This window comes from Streptomyces sp. NPDC097619, from assembly GCF_040302735.1.
Lineage (GTDB): Bacteria > Actinomycetota > Actinomycetes > Streptomycetales > Streptomycetaceae > Streptomyces.
Map to the genome: position 1 here is coordinate 14445 of NZ_JBEOSD010000058.1, position 13461 is coordinate 27905.

The following is a 13461-nucleotide window of genomic DNA, read 5'->3' on the forward strand; positions in this document are numbered from 1 at the left end:
CGGTCGAGGTCAAACGCGTTCCGACATGCGGGCGGAGTTGCGGGCGGACTTTCGGGACGAGGCGCGGGACGGGCGACGGTCCGTGTGCGGCTTCAGTGCTCCGGCGGGTCGGTGATGAGCGGGATGACGGGGAGGAGGAGGTGCGCGGGACGGTCGGGTCCCCAGTGGAGGGTGCAGCGTCCCCGGCCACGGGTGGCGTACGCGGCGGGGAACTGGCCGGTGAGGGGGTTGCGCGGGGAGAGCCAGCGGCCGGCGATGACGAGGCGGAGCTGTTCGCCCGCCTGGAAGAGGGTGGCCGAGGGGCCGAGGGCGATGTCGACGGGCACGATCTCCCCCGGTGCGAGGGGCGCGCGTACGAGGCAGGCCGGGACGGGGGCGTGCGGTCGGGAGCGGTCGGGGTCGAGGGCACGGAGGGCGACGTTCTGCCAGCCGGTGGTGACGCGGTCGCGGCCGTAGCCGTAGGAGCCCTCGAAGGGGACGTAGCGGCCCCGGCTCCACTTCTCGACGCCCACGACGAGGTCCATGTCGTCGGTGCCGTGGAGTTCGAGGTGGAGGCGGAGCGCCATGGGGCCGGTGATCTCGGTGTCCTCGTCCAGGGTCCAGCCGAAGCCGACGCCGTGGCGGCGGAGCGGGAAGGAGACGGAGCCGTCGGCGGTGGGCGGGTGGGCGGTGAGGCCCTGTTCGCCGAGGTGGCGGGGGGTCCAGCGGGTCCGTTCGAGCGGCCAGGTCCTCTCGTCGCGGACCTCGGTGACGTGGTCGGCGCGGTCGCGGACCTCCAGGCGGACGCGGGGCAGTTCGGGGACGTCCAGGCCGCGCAGGTGCCGGTCGAGGAAGCGGAGTTGCGCGGTCCGGGCCTCCTCGTCGTAGAAGGCGGCCCATTTGCCGGTGCGGTGGGTGTACAGGTGTCGGGTCGTGGAGCCGATGCCTTCGAACCCGGCGAACGAACCGCGGCTGTGCAGGTTGTTGTCGGAGAAGCTGCCGCAGACGAGGGCGGGGACCTCGATCCGTGACAGGTCGGGGTCGAGGGAGCGGTACCAGTCGTCGACGACCGGCCGACGGAGGCTCTCGGCCCGGAGGGAGTAGGTCTGCCGGACCTTCTTCAGCCCGAGGTCCCAGAGCTTGAGGAAGCCGGTCTCCAGGACGCCGCCGGGGCGGACCAGGCCCCCGTAGGCGTCCGTGAAGCCCTCCCAGGGCACGATCGCCCGGAGCGAGGGCGGCCGGGTGGAGGCGGCCCGCCACTGGGTGAGCGCGAGGTAGGAGACGCCGAGCATGCCCACGGCCCCGGTGCTCCAGGGGCGGCCACCGGCCCATTCGATCAGGTCGTGGACGTCCTCGCCCTCCTGCGCGGAGAGCAGCGAGCCGGTGCCCTCGGAAGTGCCGGCGCCACGGACGTCGCAGTTCACCACGGCGTAGCCCCGGGCGACCCACCAGGCCGGGTCCGGACCCTCCCAGGTGGTGAGGGAGGAGAACCGGACGAGGGAGGTCTGCCGCAGGACGCGGTAGCGGAAGCTGACCTTGGCGCGGCCGGAGGCGGTGAACCGCGGCAAGTCGTCCTTGCCGTACGCGTGCGCGCAGAGGATCACCGGAACGGGTTCGGGGCCGCGGGGTCGAAAGACGTTGACGCGGAGGACGGTCCCGTCCCGGGTGGTGACGGGCTGGTCGCGTTCGATGACGAGCGCCGTCTCGTCGGCCCGGTGGACGGCGATCGCGGGCCGTACGGCACCGGCGAGGCGCCGGGCCGCGTACCGCGCGCGCCCCGGACGGCTCCAGGGCCTGTCCCGGCGGACGGCGTCGGCGCGGGTGTCCCCCGGCGGGGTGGGCGTCGACCGCCGTGTCGGGGTGGTGTGCCCGTCGGTGCCGTGCGCGTCGGTGGTGCGTGCCTCCGGTGGGTGCGCGTTCGGCGTGACCGCAGTCGGCGCATGTGGCTCCGGCGTGTGCGCGTGCGGCGGGTGTGGTTCCGGCGTGGTGGTCATCGGCTGCTCCCGGGGCTGCGGCACCACCGTGAGCCCGTTCCCGTGGGCCGCGGAGCGCCGCGTGGTCGCGCGCGCCACCCGCCCCGGGCCCCGTCGTGCCCGGCGTGCCTGTCGTGCCCGGCGTGCCGTCGCCCCCGCCCGGCCGGTCCGGTCCGCGCGCACGTTCCATGGTGCCACCGGGACGGGTGCGGGGCCCGTGGGAGCGGCGCGTGGGAACAGCCCGCGAGGGCGGTGCGCGGGATACGGGGGAGGGGAGACGGGATACGGCGTTGACCTCAAGTTCGCTTGAGGGCGGAAGCTCGTGGTCATCGAGCGACGCGACGAGCGAGCGCGCGAAGACGGAGGGGGTCTCCCATGGCGGGGTCCAGGATTCTGGTGACCGGGGCGACGGGGCGGGTCGGTGGGGCGGTGGTGGACCGGCTGCGCGCGGCGGGGGTGCCGGTGCGGGCGCTGGTACGGGGGCCGGCGGAGCTGCCTCCGGACGTGGAGGCCGTGCGCGGCGACCTCGCCGATCCGGCCTCCCTCGACCGGGCGCTGGAGGGGGTGGACGCGGTCTTCCTGGTGTGGCCGTTCCTGAGCGCGGAGGGCGCGACGGAGGTGGTCGGGGCGATCGGGAGGCACGCCCGGCGGGCGGTGTACCTGTCCTCGGCCGGTGTCGGCGGCGGCGGTGGGCGGCCCGGGGAGGCGATCACGGGGTTCCACACCGAGCTGGAGCGGCTGGTCGAGGGCTCCGGACGGGAGTGGACGGCTCTGCGGCCGACCGGGTTCGCGGCGAACACGCTGGGGTGGGCGGTGCGGGCGACGGGCAGGGTACGGGCTCCGCCGGCACGCCTGGCCAGACCGCTGATCCACGAGGCGGACATCGCGGCGGTGGCCTTCGAGGCTCTGACCTCGGACGCCCTCGTCGGCGCGCGGCCCGTGTTGACCGGGCCGGAGCTCGTCACCCAGGAGCGGCAGTTGGCCCTGATCGGCGAGGCGGTCGGGCGTCCGCTGCGGTTCGAGGAGGTGTCGATGGAGGAGGCCGTGGAGCGGATGACGGCGGCGGGATACCCGGCTGAGCTGGTGCGGGCCGTGCTGCCCGCTCAGGCACGGATGCTCATCGATCCGGAGCCGGTCAACGGGGAGGTGGAACGGATCACGGGCTGCCCCGCGAGGTCCTTCGGCGCGTGGGCGGTGGACCACGCGGCGGACTTCGGCTGAGGGGGCCGGGCGGCGGGGCGCCCGCCCGGGGGCGGGGTGGGGAGCCGCGCTCTCGCCGGTCGGGCCGGGCGGGGCCGGGCCGTCGGGTGCGACGCCCGTGCGCGGGGCGGGGCGTTGGTCCTGCCGGACCTCGGTCCCGGGTCACCGATGCGCTCGAACGCCGGGCGGGCTCCCGTTTCGCCCCGGCGCACACCCGTCCGTCCGCCCGTCAGCAGCCCGGGGCGGTCGTGGCGGCGTCGCAGTCCTGGTTGCCGGCGCGGGCGACCTCCGTGCAGAGGGAGCCTTCGACCTTGCCGAGCAGGCGGAGGAGTTCGGTGCGTTCGGTGGGGTCGAGGCCGTCGAGGGTCTGGCGTTCCAGTTCGCTCCAGGCTCCGCGGACGGCGACCAGGAGGCCGCAGCTGTCGTCCGTGGCCTCGACCAGGGAGGCCCGGCGGTCGGCCGGGTCGGGGCGGCGGTGGACGTGTCCGGCCTGTTCGAGGCGCTGGAGCATCTTGGTGACCGTGGAGGGGTCCAGGCCGACGGCCTTGATCAGTTCGGATTGGCGGACGGCCCCGTTGTCCCAGAGGTGCATCATCAGGAACTCCTGCCCGGGGTGCAGCCCGAGCTCTCGCAGCAGGCGCCCGGCGGCGATCCGGTGCAGTCGGGCCACCCGGCTGATCGCGTGGCTCACCGGGCCGTCCAGGGCCGCGCCGGGGGCCACGGAGCACCCGGACGTGCCGGGGCGGGCCTCCCGCACGGTTTCCGGTTCCGTGGTCATGAGGGGTCCTTCCGGTCGTCGGGGGCGGTCCGCCGCCGTGCGGGCACCCTGTCACGCACATTTTACCTTGGTCGGCCAAGTAATGGGTTACGCTGAACCCCGGAACCAATCATTGGCCGACCAATCAATGCCGATCGACGGCACCCACCCACTCTGTGAGGCAGACATGACCAGCGTCTTCGAACCGGTGCGCGTCGCGGGCACCACCCTCCCCAACCGCATCGCCCTGGCCCCCATGACCCGCAGCCGCGCCGGCGAGGGTGGCACCGCCACCGCGCTGACCACCGAGTACTACACGCAGCGCGCCTCCGCGGGCCTGATCGTCACCGAGGGCATCCAGCCCTCCGTCGTCGGCCAGGGCTACCCCTTCACCCCCGGCCTGCACAGCGCCGAGCAGATCGCCTCCTGGCGCGAGGTCACCGCCTCCGTGCACGCCGCGGGCGGCCGGATCTTCGCGCAGCTCATGCACTCCGGCCGGATCGGCCACCCCTCGCTGCTGCCCGACGGCCTCGTGCCCGTCGGCCCGTCCGCGGTGGCCCCGCAGGGTCAGCTGTACACGGCGGACGGCCCGCAGGACTTCGTCACCCCGCACGAGCTGACCGCCGCCGAAGTACGGCAGACCATCGCCGACTTCGCCGAGGCCGCTCGCAACGCGGTGGACGCGGGCTTCGACGGCGTGGAGCTGCACGGCGCCAACGGCTACCTCATCCACCAGTTCCTCGCCCCCGGCTCCAACCTGCGCACCGACGAGTGGGGCGGCCCGGTGGAGAACCGGATCCGCTTCGCGGTCGAGGTGGTCAAGGCGGTGGCCGCGGCCATCGGCGCCGAGCGCACCGGCCTGCGCGTCTCCCCCGGCAACCCGTACAACGACATCTCCGAGCCCGACCCGCAGCCCGCGTACGAGGCCCTGGTCAAGGAGATCGACGGGCTCGGCCTGGCCTACCTGCACGTCATGGAGCACGGGCCGGAGGCCCGCGAGGCCACCCTCGCCCTGCGCAAGCAGTTCTCCGGGCCGCTGATCCTGAACCCGGCCACGGAGGGCCCCACCGACCACCGCGCCCTCCCGCTCGTCGAGGACGGCATCGCCGATCTGCTCGCCTTCGGCGCGCTGTTCCTCGCCAACCCGGACCTGCCGGACCGCCTCCGTACCGCCGGCCCGTACAACACCCCGGACCCGGCCACCTTCTTCGGCGGCGACGCCCGAGGCTACACCGACTACCCGGCGCGGCAGAACGGCTGAAATTCACGCCGACCGGGACCGTTTGAGGGCGGCGGCCGGGGGCAGGCGCGGGCGAGCGCCGAGAAGGGCGGGTCCCGTCCCCTCGGCGCCGCCCGGCTCCACCCGCCCGCCCGGCTCGCACACGGGAGCGGATCCGCCGGGACTCGTGACCCACACGAGTGCAGCGGTCACGAAAACCCCCGCAGCGGCAAGGGCATATGTCATATATCTTCTGCATATGACACGCCCTCACCCCTGCGGTGAGACGAGCCAGGGCAGGCCGCCTTTGTCTGCGTCACTCTTTCCTCCCCCGCACGATCCGGCTCTCCACGCCCATCTCCGCGTCCAGTTGTGGGACGCGCTCCTCGGCTGCGACGAGACCCACGCCACGGCCCTGCTGCGGTTCGCCGCCGGAGTGGGCACCGGATCCGCCGCACAGCTCAGATCCGCCACCGAGCACACGATCACCGGGATCCTGCTGCCGGTGATGCACCGCCTGGGCACGGCCTGGGCCGCGGCCGAGGTGACCGTCGCCCAACAGCACGCCGCGACCGTCGTCGCCGAACTGGCCCTCGACTCCCTCGGCGAGGCCACCCGCCACGCGCTGCCCGCGCCCACCCGGGGTCGCCTCACCGTGGCCTGCACGGACGGCGAACGCCACACCCTGCCCGCCCGCCTCGTCGCCGAGGTCCTGCGACTGCGCGGCTGGCAACCCGAACACCTCGGCGCCCACGTGCCCGTGCGCAAGGTCCTCGGCCACGCCCTCGACACCGAGGCGCGGGCCGTCCTGCTGTCCGCCGCCGTACCGGCCCGACTGCCCGCGATACACCGGACCGTGCGCGCCTGCCAGGCCGCCGGCCTGCCCGTGATCGTCGGTGGGGCCGCCTTCGGGCCGGGCGGCCGCTACGCCCGCGCCCTGGACGCCACCTGGGCCCGCGACGCGGCCGAAGCGGACCGCCTGCTGTCGGCGCTGCCCCCGCTCGCCCCCGTCCCGGACCCGGCCGCCGCCGCGGCGCGGACCGAGGACCGTTCGTACACGCGGATCCGCGCCCGACGCCACCAGCTCGTGGCGGGCGGGCTCGAAGCCCTGCGGCACGAGTACCCGCCGTTGCGCCACTACGACGAGACGCAGTGGGAGCGGACCCGGGAGGACCTCGGGCACGTCGTCGAACACCTCGCCGCCGCCGTGTACATCGACGACGGGCACCTCTTCGCCGAGTTCGCGCTGTACACGGCCCGCGTGCTCACCGCGCGCGGGGTGCCCGCGCACTGCCTGCTGCCCGCGTTCGCCGCGCTCCGGCAGCAGCTCTCCGCCCACAGGCGGGCCTGCCGCATACTGCACCGGGCGCACCGCGCGGTGGCCGCCTTCGCGGCGGACCTCAGGACGGCGGATCTGGTCCCCGGCCCCCGGGCGGTGACGACCGGGGCCGAGACGGGGACGGGCACGGCGACGGGGACGGGCACCGCGACGGGGACAAGGCCGGACGCGACGACCGGGGCGGGCGCGGGCGCGGCGACGGGAACGGGAACGAAGAAGGAACGCGTCCCCTCCCCCGTGCGCATCCGGGCGAAGCAGCACCGGGCTCCCGCCGGCGGGGACGCGGCCGGCGGCGCCGTCCCCCTCCCCCTCGCCGACCAGGGGCGGGAGCAGCGGTAGCGCCCGGCGCGGCGAGCGGGAAGCCGTGCCGGAAGCCGAGCGGGAGCGGCGACCGACCCCGCTCCGGCCCCTCTCCGGCCCCGACCCGCCGTGGGGGCGGTCGTACCCGGTGGTGGCCACCCGTGCGTGAGAGGCTGCCGCACGCGGGCCAGGACGGACCTCGCGGGAGGAAACGGTTCGGGACGGCGGGAATCGGCGCGGCGGGGCACGGCCTGGAGGAGCACGGATGCGCGGGAACCGGATCGGACTCCGCGCCTTCCTCGTCGCGGCCGTCGGCGGCGCCCTCGTCGGGCTCATCGGGGGTGCCTTCCGCTGGTGCCTGGGCCACGCCGACGAACTGCGCACCGCGTACGTCCGGACCGCCGAGGGCCTGGGGGCCGCCGGGATCCTGCTGCCCGTCGGCCTGACCGCGGCGGGGGCCGCACTCGCCTGCCTGATCGCGCGGCTGGTGCCGTACGCGGCGGGCAGCGGCATCCAGCACGTCGAGGCGGTGTGGCGGCGACAGTCCGACGCCCTGTCCCTGTGGTTGGTCCCGGCCAAGTTCGTCGGCGGGGTCGTCGCGATCGGCTCGGGGCTGGTCCTCGGCCGGGAGGGCCCGGTGGTGCACATGGGCGCCTCGGTCGGCGCCCTCGCCGGGCACCACACCCGTCAGGACCCCGAGGACGCCCGGATGCTGCACGCCGCGCTGGGCGGGGCCGGACTGGCGGCCGCCTTCACGGCTCCGCTGGGCGGGCTGTTGTTCGTGTGCGAGGAGGTCACCGCGAGCGTCCGGCCGCGCCTGGTGCTGCTCACCCTCGTCGGGACCGTGTCGGCCGCGCTGAGCTGCCGCCTGCTGGTCGGGGACGCCCCGGTGCTGCCGATGCCGGACCTGCCCGTGCCACCGGCCTGGAGCATGCTCCTCTTCCTGCTCCTCGGGGTGGCGGCCGGGGTGGCCGGTCCCGCCTACGGTCTGCTGGTGGTCCGCACCCTCGACGCGGCCGAGGGGTTCACCCGCGTCCACCCGGTGGTCCGGGCCGCCGTGATCGGCGCGGTGGTGGGCGCGCTGATGTCGATCGAGCCGCTGCTCGCCAGCGGCGGGGACCAGTTGAGCGAACGGCTCCTGGCCGGCGGAGCACCGGCCGCCGCGGCCCTGGCCGTGTACTTCGCGGTGCGCTTCGTGGCGGGTCCGCTCAGCTACGCGGCGGGAACCCCGGGCGGGCTTTTCGCCCCCCTGCTGGCCCTGGGCGCGCTGCTGGGGGCCCTGACGCACGCGCCGGTGGCCGCGTGGCTCCCGGCGGACGCGCCCGGGGCGGCGGCCTTCGCGGCCGTGGGCATGGCGGCGCTCTTCACCGGGGTCGTCCGGGCCCCGCTGACAGGCATCGTGCTCGTCCTGGAGATGACGGCGAACGCCGCCCTGCTGCTGCCCCTGCTGCTCGCGTGCGCGGCGGCCACCCTCACGGCGACCCGCCTCGGCAGCGCCCCGCTGTACGACACCCTGCGGCAGCGCATGCTCGCCCGCCCCTGAGCGGGACCGACCCGAGCGAGGCCGAACGGTGCGCGGCGGTCCCGCCGACCGGCGCCGGCGGGGCCGCCGCGCCCGGGGAACGCCCGCCCCGAGCGGCCGGCCGGCCGTCCGCACACACGTACGTTTGGAATCCGTGAAGGCGCGCATACGCGCAGACACAACAGTTCGCCTCTCCCAGAAGGAGACCTTTCATGGGCATCATCGCGTGGATCCTCATCGGGCTGCTCGCCGGCTTCATTGCGAAGGCGCTCATGCCGGGCCGTGACCCGGGCGGCGTCATCATCACCATCCTGATCGGCATCGCCGGCGGTCTGCTCGGCGGCTGGCTCGGCAAGGTCATCTTCGGCGTCGACTCCATCGACGGCTTCTTCGACCTCTCCACCTGGATCGCCGCGATCGTCGGCTCCATGATCCTGCTGGCCCTTTACCGGGTCTTCACCGGCGGGCGACGACGCGCCTGACCCGTCCGTCCCGGAACACCGCGTCACCGCGGCACCGCGGCCCCTCAGCACCCGATCACCGGGTCGCAAGGGGCCGCGCGGCCGTTCCGGCCCGACCGTGGGGGAAGATGGGGGTCCACCCCGGCAGGGAGCCGTGGTGCGAGGTCACGACAGCGACGGGGCGGAACGCCCGGCTCGACGACGCCGGCGCGAGGACGCGCGGGCGATAGGGCACGCGGGCGCGAGGCGTGACCCACGGCGGAAGTGAAGGAGCGGGCGCGTGGCGGTCGGGGTGCACCATCCGGTGGAGGACGCGGAGTTCGACTTCGTCCTCGGACAACTGCCGGGACCGGTCCTCGCCTACTTCTGGGGGGTGTGGGCCGCCCCCTGCAAGACCCTGGAGCCGGTGGTGAAGGAACTGGCCCGGGAGTACGCGGGGCGGGTGGCCGTCGTCCGCACGGACATCGTGCGCTGCCCCGCGGCCGTCAAACGGTACGGGGTCCTCGGCGCCCCCACGTTCGTCCTGCTCCGCAACGGCGAGGCCGTCGCCTCGACCACGGAGGCCGTCGACGCCCCCACCCTCCGCGCCTTCCTGGACGCCCACCTCTGAGGGGGAGGACGGGAGGCGGGGGCCCTTCAGTCTCCGTTCGGGCTTCCCTCGGCATCCCGTCGGCATTCGTCGGCATTCCGTCGGCTCCGCTCGGTCCCCGCGGCCTCCCCGGGTAATCCCGCGGACTACGGCCCCGCGTCCGGCTCGGGTGCGACCTGCGGGGTGTCGTAGCGGGTCGTCAGCTCCTCCATGACCTCCCAGGGGATCTTGAGGGCAGCGTCGATCATCCCGGCCGCGTGCCACAGGCCGATCGCGTCCAGGGCCTCCGCGGACCGGCGGCAGATCAGCTCGTCGAGCTCCGCCATGCGCGTACCGGAACGGTCCCGTTCGGCCAGGTCCGCCGGGGCCGTCGCCTCCCGCAGCCGCTCCGCGACCGCCGCCATCCGCTCCCGCTCCTCGGTCAGCGGGTACAACGGGCGCAGCGCAGCGAGGATCTCCTCGTCCGACACCTCACGCACGGGAACCACTCCTCCGCTCCGGGCCCCCGACCCAGCGTCCTGGGGCGCACCCCGGCGATCATGCCAAAGCGGGTCGAAGCCCCGAGGCGCGACACCCGCGCCGTCGACGGCCCCGAGGGCTCGGAGTTCGGGGCCGTCGGCGCGCCTGGGTGGGGTGTACCGGCTCGCCGGCGCGGGGTGAAGGGTCCGGTGTCAGGTGGAGGAGATGGCGTAGGCGACGGCCCCCAGGGCGGAGGCGCACGGCCAGGTTCGGCCGCCGCAGCCGCAACAGCGGGGTTCGGTTCGGTTGCTGGGAGCGTGTTTGTCGAGTGCCCGGCCGGTGATCCGGCGGACCGTGCGCTCATCGGCGCTCAGACCTGGGTGGTTGTCCCTGCAGAGGGCCACCGCTTGGTCGTACTCGTGCAGATCCTGTCGTAGCTGCCCGTCCACGGCGCTGAGCGTACGTCCGCCGGGCCTGCGGGGACACCCCACGGAACGTCACGATTCGGCCAGGAGGGCCGGGTTGTGGCCACGGGTGCCGCTGCGCGGGGACTTCTCCCCGACTCGTCGCTCCCGGAATCGGGGCTGCGGCGGGTCGTGGGCCTCGGGCCGCTCACGCGCCCTGCCCCCGCACAGCCCCGACCGGGCACGGGGACGGTTTCGTGACAGGAGGCGGAGATACCGGTCGTACAAGATCCATAGAGTCCTACCAGCAGCCCGCCAGACCTGACCGGATGAAAGCCCGACAGAGACAACGCGGCATGCGGCTCTCCCTGCCCACCAGACGAAACGTTTCAGGAGTCGTTATGCGTACCGCCACCCGTTCCGCCCTTTCCGCCGCCCTCCTCGCCGGGGCGCTCCTCGTGCCCGCGGCCTCCGCCACGGCGGCCGGCTCCGGCTCCGCGCCGTCGAAGGCCCCTGCCTCCCCGGCCGTCTCCGCCGCCGCACGCGGGGCCGCCTCGGCCGTCGGAACGGAGCCCCTGACCGAGAGCCGGTACCTGGGGCAGGCCGTCGCCATCGGCAACGGGATCGTCGCGGTGCTGCGCAACAACGACAAGAGCGGTCCGGAGGCGTGGCTGCGGTACGTCGGCCCGAACTGGACCCCCGCGGACACGTACATGGTCCGGGTGGAGGGCCTGCTGGACACCCGCACCCCGGCCCAGCGGCTGCGCGGCCTCAAGACCGCGCTGGTGAAGCTGGACTCGGCGCGTCCCGAGCTGAAGGTCACCAAGGACGGCAGCACCAAGGTCGCCACGTACAAGCTCCCGGTGCGGAACTCGGACCACGGCCGGGGCTGCGTCTCGCAGGTCACCCGGACGTCGATCGGCGCGGGCGCCTTCGCCGACCTCACCACCTCCACCAAGGGCCCGCGGGCCGTCATCCGGGAATGGGCCGAGCCGACCGGGACGGTCGCCGTCATCGACCGTGACCACAGCCCCGTCGCCTACGCCCGCATCCTCAAGGCCGACTCCGCCAAGCCCGTCTTCGAGTGGCGGACCCAGCCGGGCACCCCGGGTCGACTCGCCTTCCCGAAGCTGCCGCAGGGCTGCACCGCCACCCCGCGCTGATCCGTCGGGGGCCGCCCACCCGGCGGGGCCCCGACACCCCGTCCTACTCGCAGCCCTCCCGGTGACCTCGTGCCTTCGAGGCCACCGGGAGGGCTTCCGTCGTCCCGCGTGGTGCGGTTCCGGTCGGCGGGGCGCGGCGTACGGTGTGCGGGCCGTGGGGACCAGCCCGCCCGAGTCGAGGAGGTCCGGTGGACGACGAGCGCACGAAGGGCAGGGGGGAGCCGGCGGGTGAGGCGGGCGGGCCGGGACGACGCCGTGTCCTCGGGCTCGCGGCGGCCCTCGCCGTCGCGGGGGCGGGCGCGGCCGGTACGGGCGCACCCGCCCGAGCCGCGGACACCCCGCACGCCGGCCCTCGCACCGCCCCTCCCGCCTCCGGCACCGGCCCCGACCCCGCCCGCGCCCGACGGGCCGTCAGCGGGTGCGCCGGCGTGGACGTGCGGGCGGAGAACCGTCTCCCCGGCGCCTCGGACTGGCGGATCACCACGCCCGGCAAGGCCCGCGCCCTGGAGGGGTACGCGGAACGCTGCTCGGTGCTGCCCGGCGAGACGATCGGGCTCCGGATCTCCACCTCGGCACCGCGCCACACCGTTTCCGCCTACCGCATCGGCTGGTACGGAGGGGCGGGGGCGCGTCTGGTGTGGCGGTCGGGGGAGTTGCCCGGTCGGCTACAGCCTCCGGTGCGCACCGATCCGGCGACGCGGACCGCGCGGGCGGACTGGGAGCGGACGGCGGAGATCCGTACGGAGGGCTGGCCCGAGGGGTGCTACCTGCTGCGGTTGGACGCCGTCGGGGCGCCGGCGCCGGCGCAGCGGTTCGTGCCGCTGACGGTGCGGTCGGCCTCGGCGGCGGACCGTACGGTGTTCGTCAACGCGGTCGGCACCTGGCAGGCGTACAACCGGTGGGGGGACGCCGACCTGTACGGCGGTCCCGACGGCAAGGCGGCCTCGCGCTCGCTGGCCGTGTCCTTCGACCGCCCGTACCGGAGCGCGAACGGCGCCGGCCAGTTCCCGCGCTACGAGGAACCGCTGCTCAGGCTCGCCGAACGCCTCGGTCTGCCGTTGGCCTACGCCACCGGACCCGACCTCGCCCGCGAGCCCGCCCTGCTGTGTGGGGCGCGGGCCGTGCTCTCCCCCGGCCATGACGAGTACTGGAGCCCGGAGCACCGGCGGGCCGTGGCGGCCGCCCGGGACGCCGGCGCGAACCTGGCCGTCTTCGGGGCGAACTGCTGCTACCGGCGCGTGCGTTACGAGCACTCGGCGGTGGGCCGGGACCGGCTGATGGTCTGCTACAAGGACGACCACGCCCGCGACCCCGGCCGCCGGCTCGGCCTGCCGCCGACCAACGACTTCCGACGGCAGCCGCTCCCGGAGCCGGAGAGCGAGCTGCTCGGCGTGCTGTACGCCGGCTACCCGGTGGACGCCCCGTACGTGGTGGTGCGGCCGGAGCACTGGCTGCTGGCGGGCACGGGCGCGGTCGCCGGGGACTCGTTCGCGCACCTGGTGGGCGTCGAGTACGACCGGGTGGACCTGCGGTACCCGACGCCGCGGCCGATGGAGGTCCTGGCCCACTCCCCCGTCCTGCGCCGGGGCGTGCCCGGTACGGCGGACAGCGTGTACGCCTCGCTGCCCTCGGGGGCCGGGCTGTTCGCGACGGGCACCATGCGGTGGGTGGAGGCCCTGGAGGCGCGGGGCCCGGGCGGCGGAAAGGGCAACCACGGGCTCGACGGCCGGGCCGGGGACTTCGTCCGCACCGTCACGGAGAACGTGCTCCGGGCCTTCGCGGCGGGCCCCGCCGGCCGCGCCCGCCCCGCCCGGGACTCGGTCGACCTGCACTACGGCCGCGACGGCAAGCCCCTCGCGGAGGGCGGAGCGGGTGCGACCGGCCGGGAGGGCGGCGAGCGCGGCGAGGGCGGCGAGGCGGATCTCGGTGACGCCGGTGAGGGCTCCGCGCGCGAGAAGGAGTGAGGAGCGGCGCGTGTCCCCGGTGAAGGGGTGGTGCCGGTGAAGAGATGGTGCCGGTGAAGGGTGGGGCCGCTGCCCCGGCTGGCCCAACGCCCGGCGTGTGGCCGAAAACATATGTCCTTATATGGCTATTTT

Annotated in this window: 12 protein-coding genes; 8 read left to right on the forward strand and 4 right to left on the reverse strand. The window is 75.0% G+C overall.

Going from position 1 to position 13461, the window contains the following annotated elements:
• Positions 1-92 precede the first annotated feature (92 nt).
• Positions 93-1973, reverse strand: coding sequence for a CocE/NonD family hydrolase (locus tag ABTZ17_RS17840; protein ID WP_352196578.1), 1881 nt, complete (start codon positions 1971-1973; stop codon positions 93-95).
• A 375-nt stretch (positions 1974-2348) separates the two neighbouring features.
• On the opposite strand from ABTZ17_RS17840, the gene ABTZ17_RS17845 reads away from it, so the two are divergent.
• Positions 2349-3173, forward strand: a complete 825-nt coding sequence (locus ABTZ17_RS17845; RefSeq protein WP_352196579.1) for an NAD(P)H-binding protein — start codon at positions 2349-2351, stop codon at positions 3171-3173.
• Between the two features lie 208 nt (positions 3174-3381).
• On the opposite strand, the gene ABTZ17_RS17850 is transcribed toward ABTZ17_RS17845, so the two are convergent.
• Positions 3382-3930: a MarR family winged helix-turn-helix transcriptional regulator gene (locus tag ABTZ17_RS17850; protein ID WP_352196580.1), complete on the reverse strand. Its 549-nt coding sequence runs from the start codon at positions 3928-3930 to the stop codon at positions 3382-3384.
• Positions 3931-4096: 166 nt separating this feature from the next.
• On the opposite strand from ABTZ17_RS17850, the gene ABTZ17_RS17855 reads away from it, so the two are divergent.
• The 5 genes from ABTZ17_RS17855 (at position 4097) to ABTZ17_RS17875 (ending at position 9360) form a co-directional block, all read left to right on the forward strand.
• Positions 4097-5170 (forward strand): alkene reductase, encoded by a 1074-nt coding sequence (locus ABTZ17_RS17855; protein ID WP_352196581.1) that lies wholly within the window; start codon positions 4097-4099, stop codon positions 5168-5170.
• A gap of 328 nt (positions 5171-5498) precedes the next feature.
• The gene (locus ABTZ17_RS17860; protein WP_352196582.1) at positions 5499-6806 is read left to right on the forward strand and encodes a cobalamin B12-binding domain-containing protein; all 1308 of its coding nucleotides are present in this window, start codon (positions 5499-5501) and stop codon (positions 6804-6806) included.
• Between the two features lie 226 nt (positions 6807-7032).
• Positions 7033-8310, forward strand: coding sequence for a chloride channel protein (locus tag ABTZ17_RS17865; RefSeq protein ID WP_352196583.1), 1278 nt, complete (start codon positions 7033-7035; stop codon positions 8308-8310).
• Positions 8311-8501: 191 nt separating this feature from the next.
• Positions 8502-8771 (forward strand): GlsB/YeaQ/YmgE family stress response membrane protein, encoded by a 270-nt coding sequence (locus tag ABTZ17_RS17870; protein ID WP_352196584.1) that lies wholly within the window; start codon positions 8502-8504, stop codon positions 8769-8771.
• Positions 8772-9030: 259 nt separating this feature from the next.
• Positions 9031-9360 (forward strand): thioredoxin family protein, encoded by a 330-nt coding sequence (locus ABTZ17_RS17875; RefSeq protein WP_352196585.1) that lies wholly within the window; start codon positions 9031-9033, stop codon positions 9358-9360.
• A 125-nt stretch (positions 9361-9485) separates the two neighbouring features.
• Here ABTZ17_RS17875 and ABTZ17_RS17880 read toward each other — a convergent pair whose 3' ends face one another.
• Together ABTZ17_RS17880 and ABTZ17_RS17885 are read right to left on the reverse strand one after the other, a co-directional pair.
• A complete protein-coding gene (locus ABTZ17_RS17880) occupies positions 9486-9818 on the reverse strand; it encodes a hypothetical protein (RefSeq protein ID WP_352196586.1) in 333 nt (110 codons plus the stop codon).
• Between the two features lie 192 nt (positions 9819-10010).
• Positions 10011-10247 carry a hypothetical protein gene (locus ABTZ17_RS17885; protein WP_352196587.1) on the reverse strand — a complete coding sequence of 79 codons (237 nt, stop codon included), beginning with the start codon at positions 10245-10247 and terminating at the stop codon, positions 10011-10013.
• 356 nt (positions 10248-10603) lie between these two features.
• On the opposite strand from ABTZ17_RS17885, the gene ABTZ17_RS17890 reads away from it, so the two are divergent.
• Entirely contained in the window at positions 10604-11365 is a 762-nt protein-coding gene (locus ABTZ17_RS17890) for a hypothetical protein (RefSeq protein WP_352196588.1), read from the forward strand.
• 188 nt (positions 11366-11553) lie between these two features.
• Positions 11554-13329, forward strand: a complete 1776-nt coding sequence (locus ABTZ17_RS17895; protein WP_352196589.1) for a N,N-dimethylformamidase beta subunit family domain-containing protein — start codon at positions 11554-11556, stop codon at positions 13327-13329.
• Positions 13330-13461 lie beyond the last annotated feature (132 nt).

Coding starts and splice junctions, on each gene's coding strand:
- ABTZ17_RS17890 (WP_352196588.1), top strand. CDS start 10,604: ATGCGTACCGCCACCCGTTCCGCCCTTTCCGCCGCCCTCCTCGCCGGG.
- ABTZ17_RS17855 (WP_352196581.1), top strand. CDS start 4,097: ATGACCAGCGTCTTCGAACCGGTGCGCGTCGCGGGCACCACCCTCCCC.
- ABTZ17_RS17870 (WP_352196584.1), top strand. CDS start 8,502: ATGGGCATCATCGCGTGGATCCTCATCGGGCTGCTCGCCGGCTTCATT.
- ABTZ17_RS17840 (WP_352196578.1), bottom strand. CDS start 1,973: ATGACCACCACGCCGGAACCACACCCGCCGCACGCGCACACGCCGGAG.
- ABTZ17_RS17850 (WP_352196580.1), bottom strand. CDS start 3,930: ATGACCACGGAACCGGAAACCGTGCGGGAGGCCCGCCCCGGCACGTCC.
- ABTZ17_RS17865 (WP_352196583.1), top strand. CDS start 7,033: ATGCGCGGGAACCGGATCGGACTCCGCGCCTTCCTCGTCGCGGCCGTC.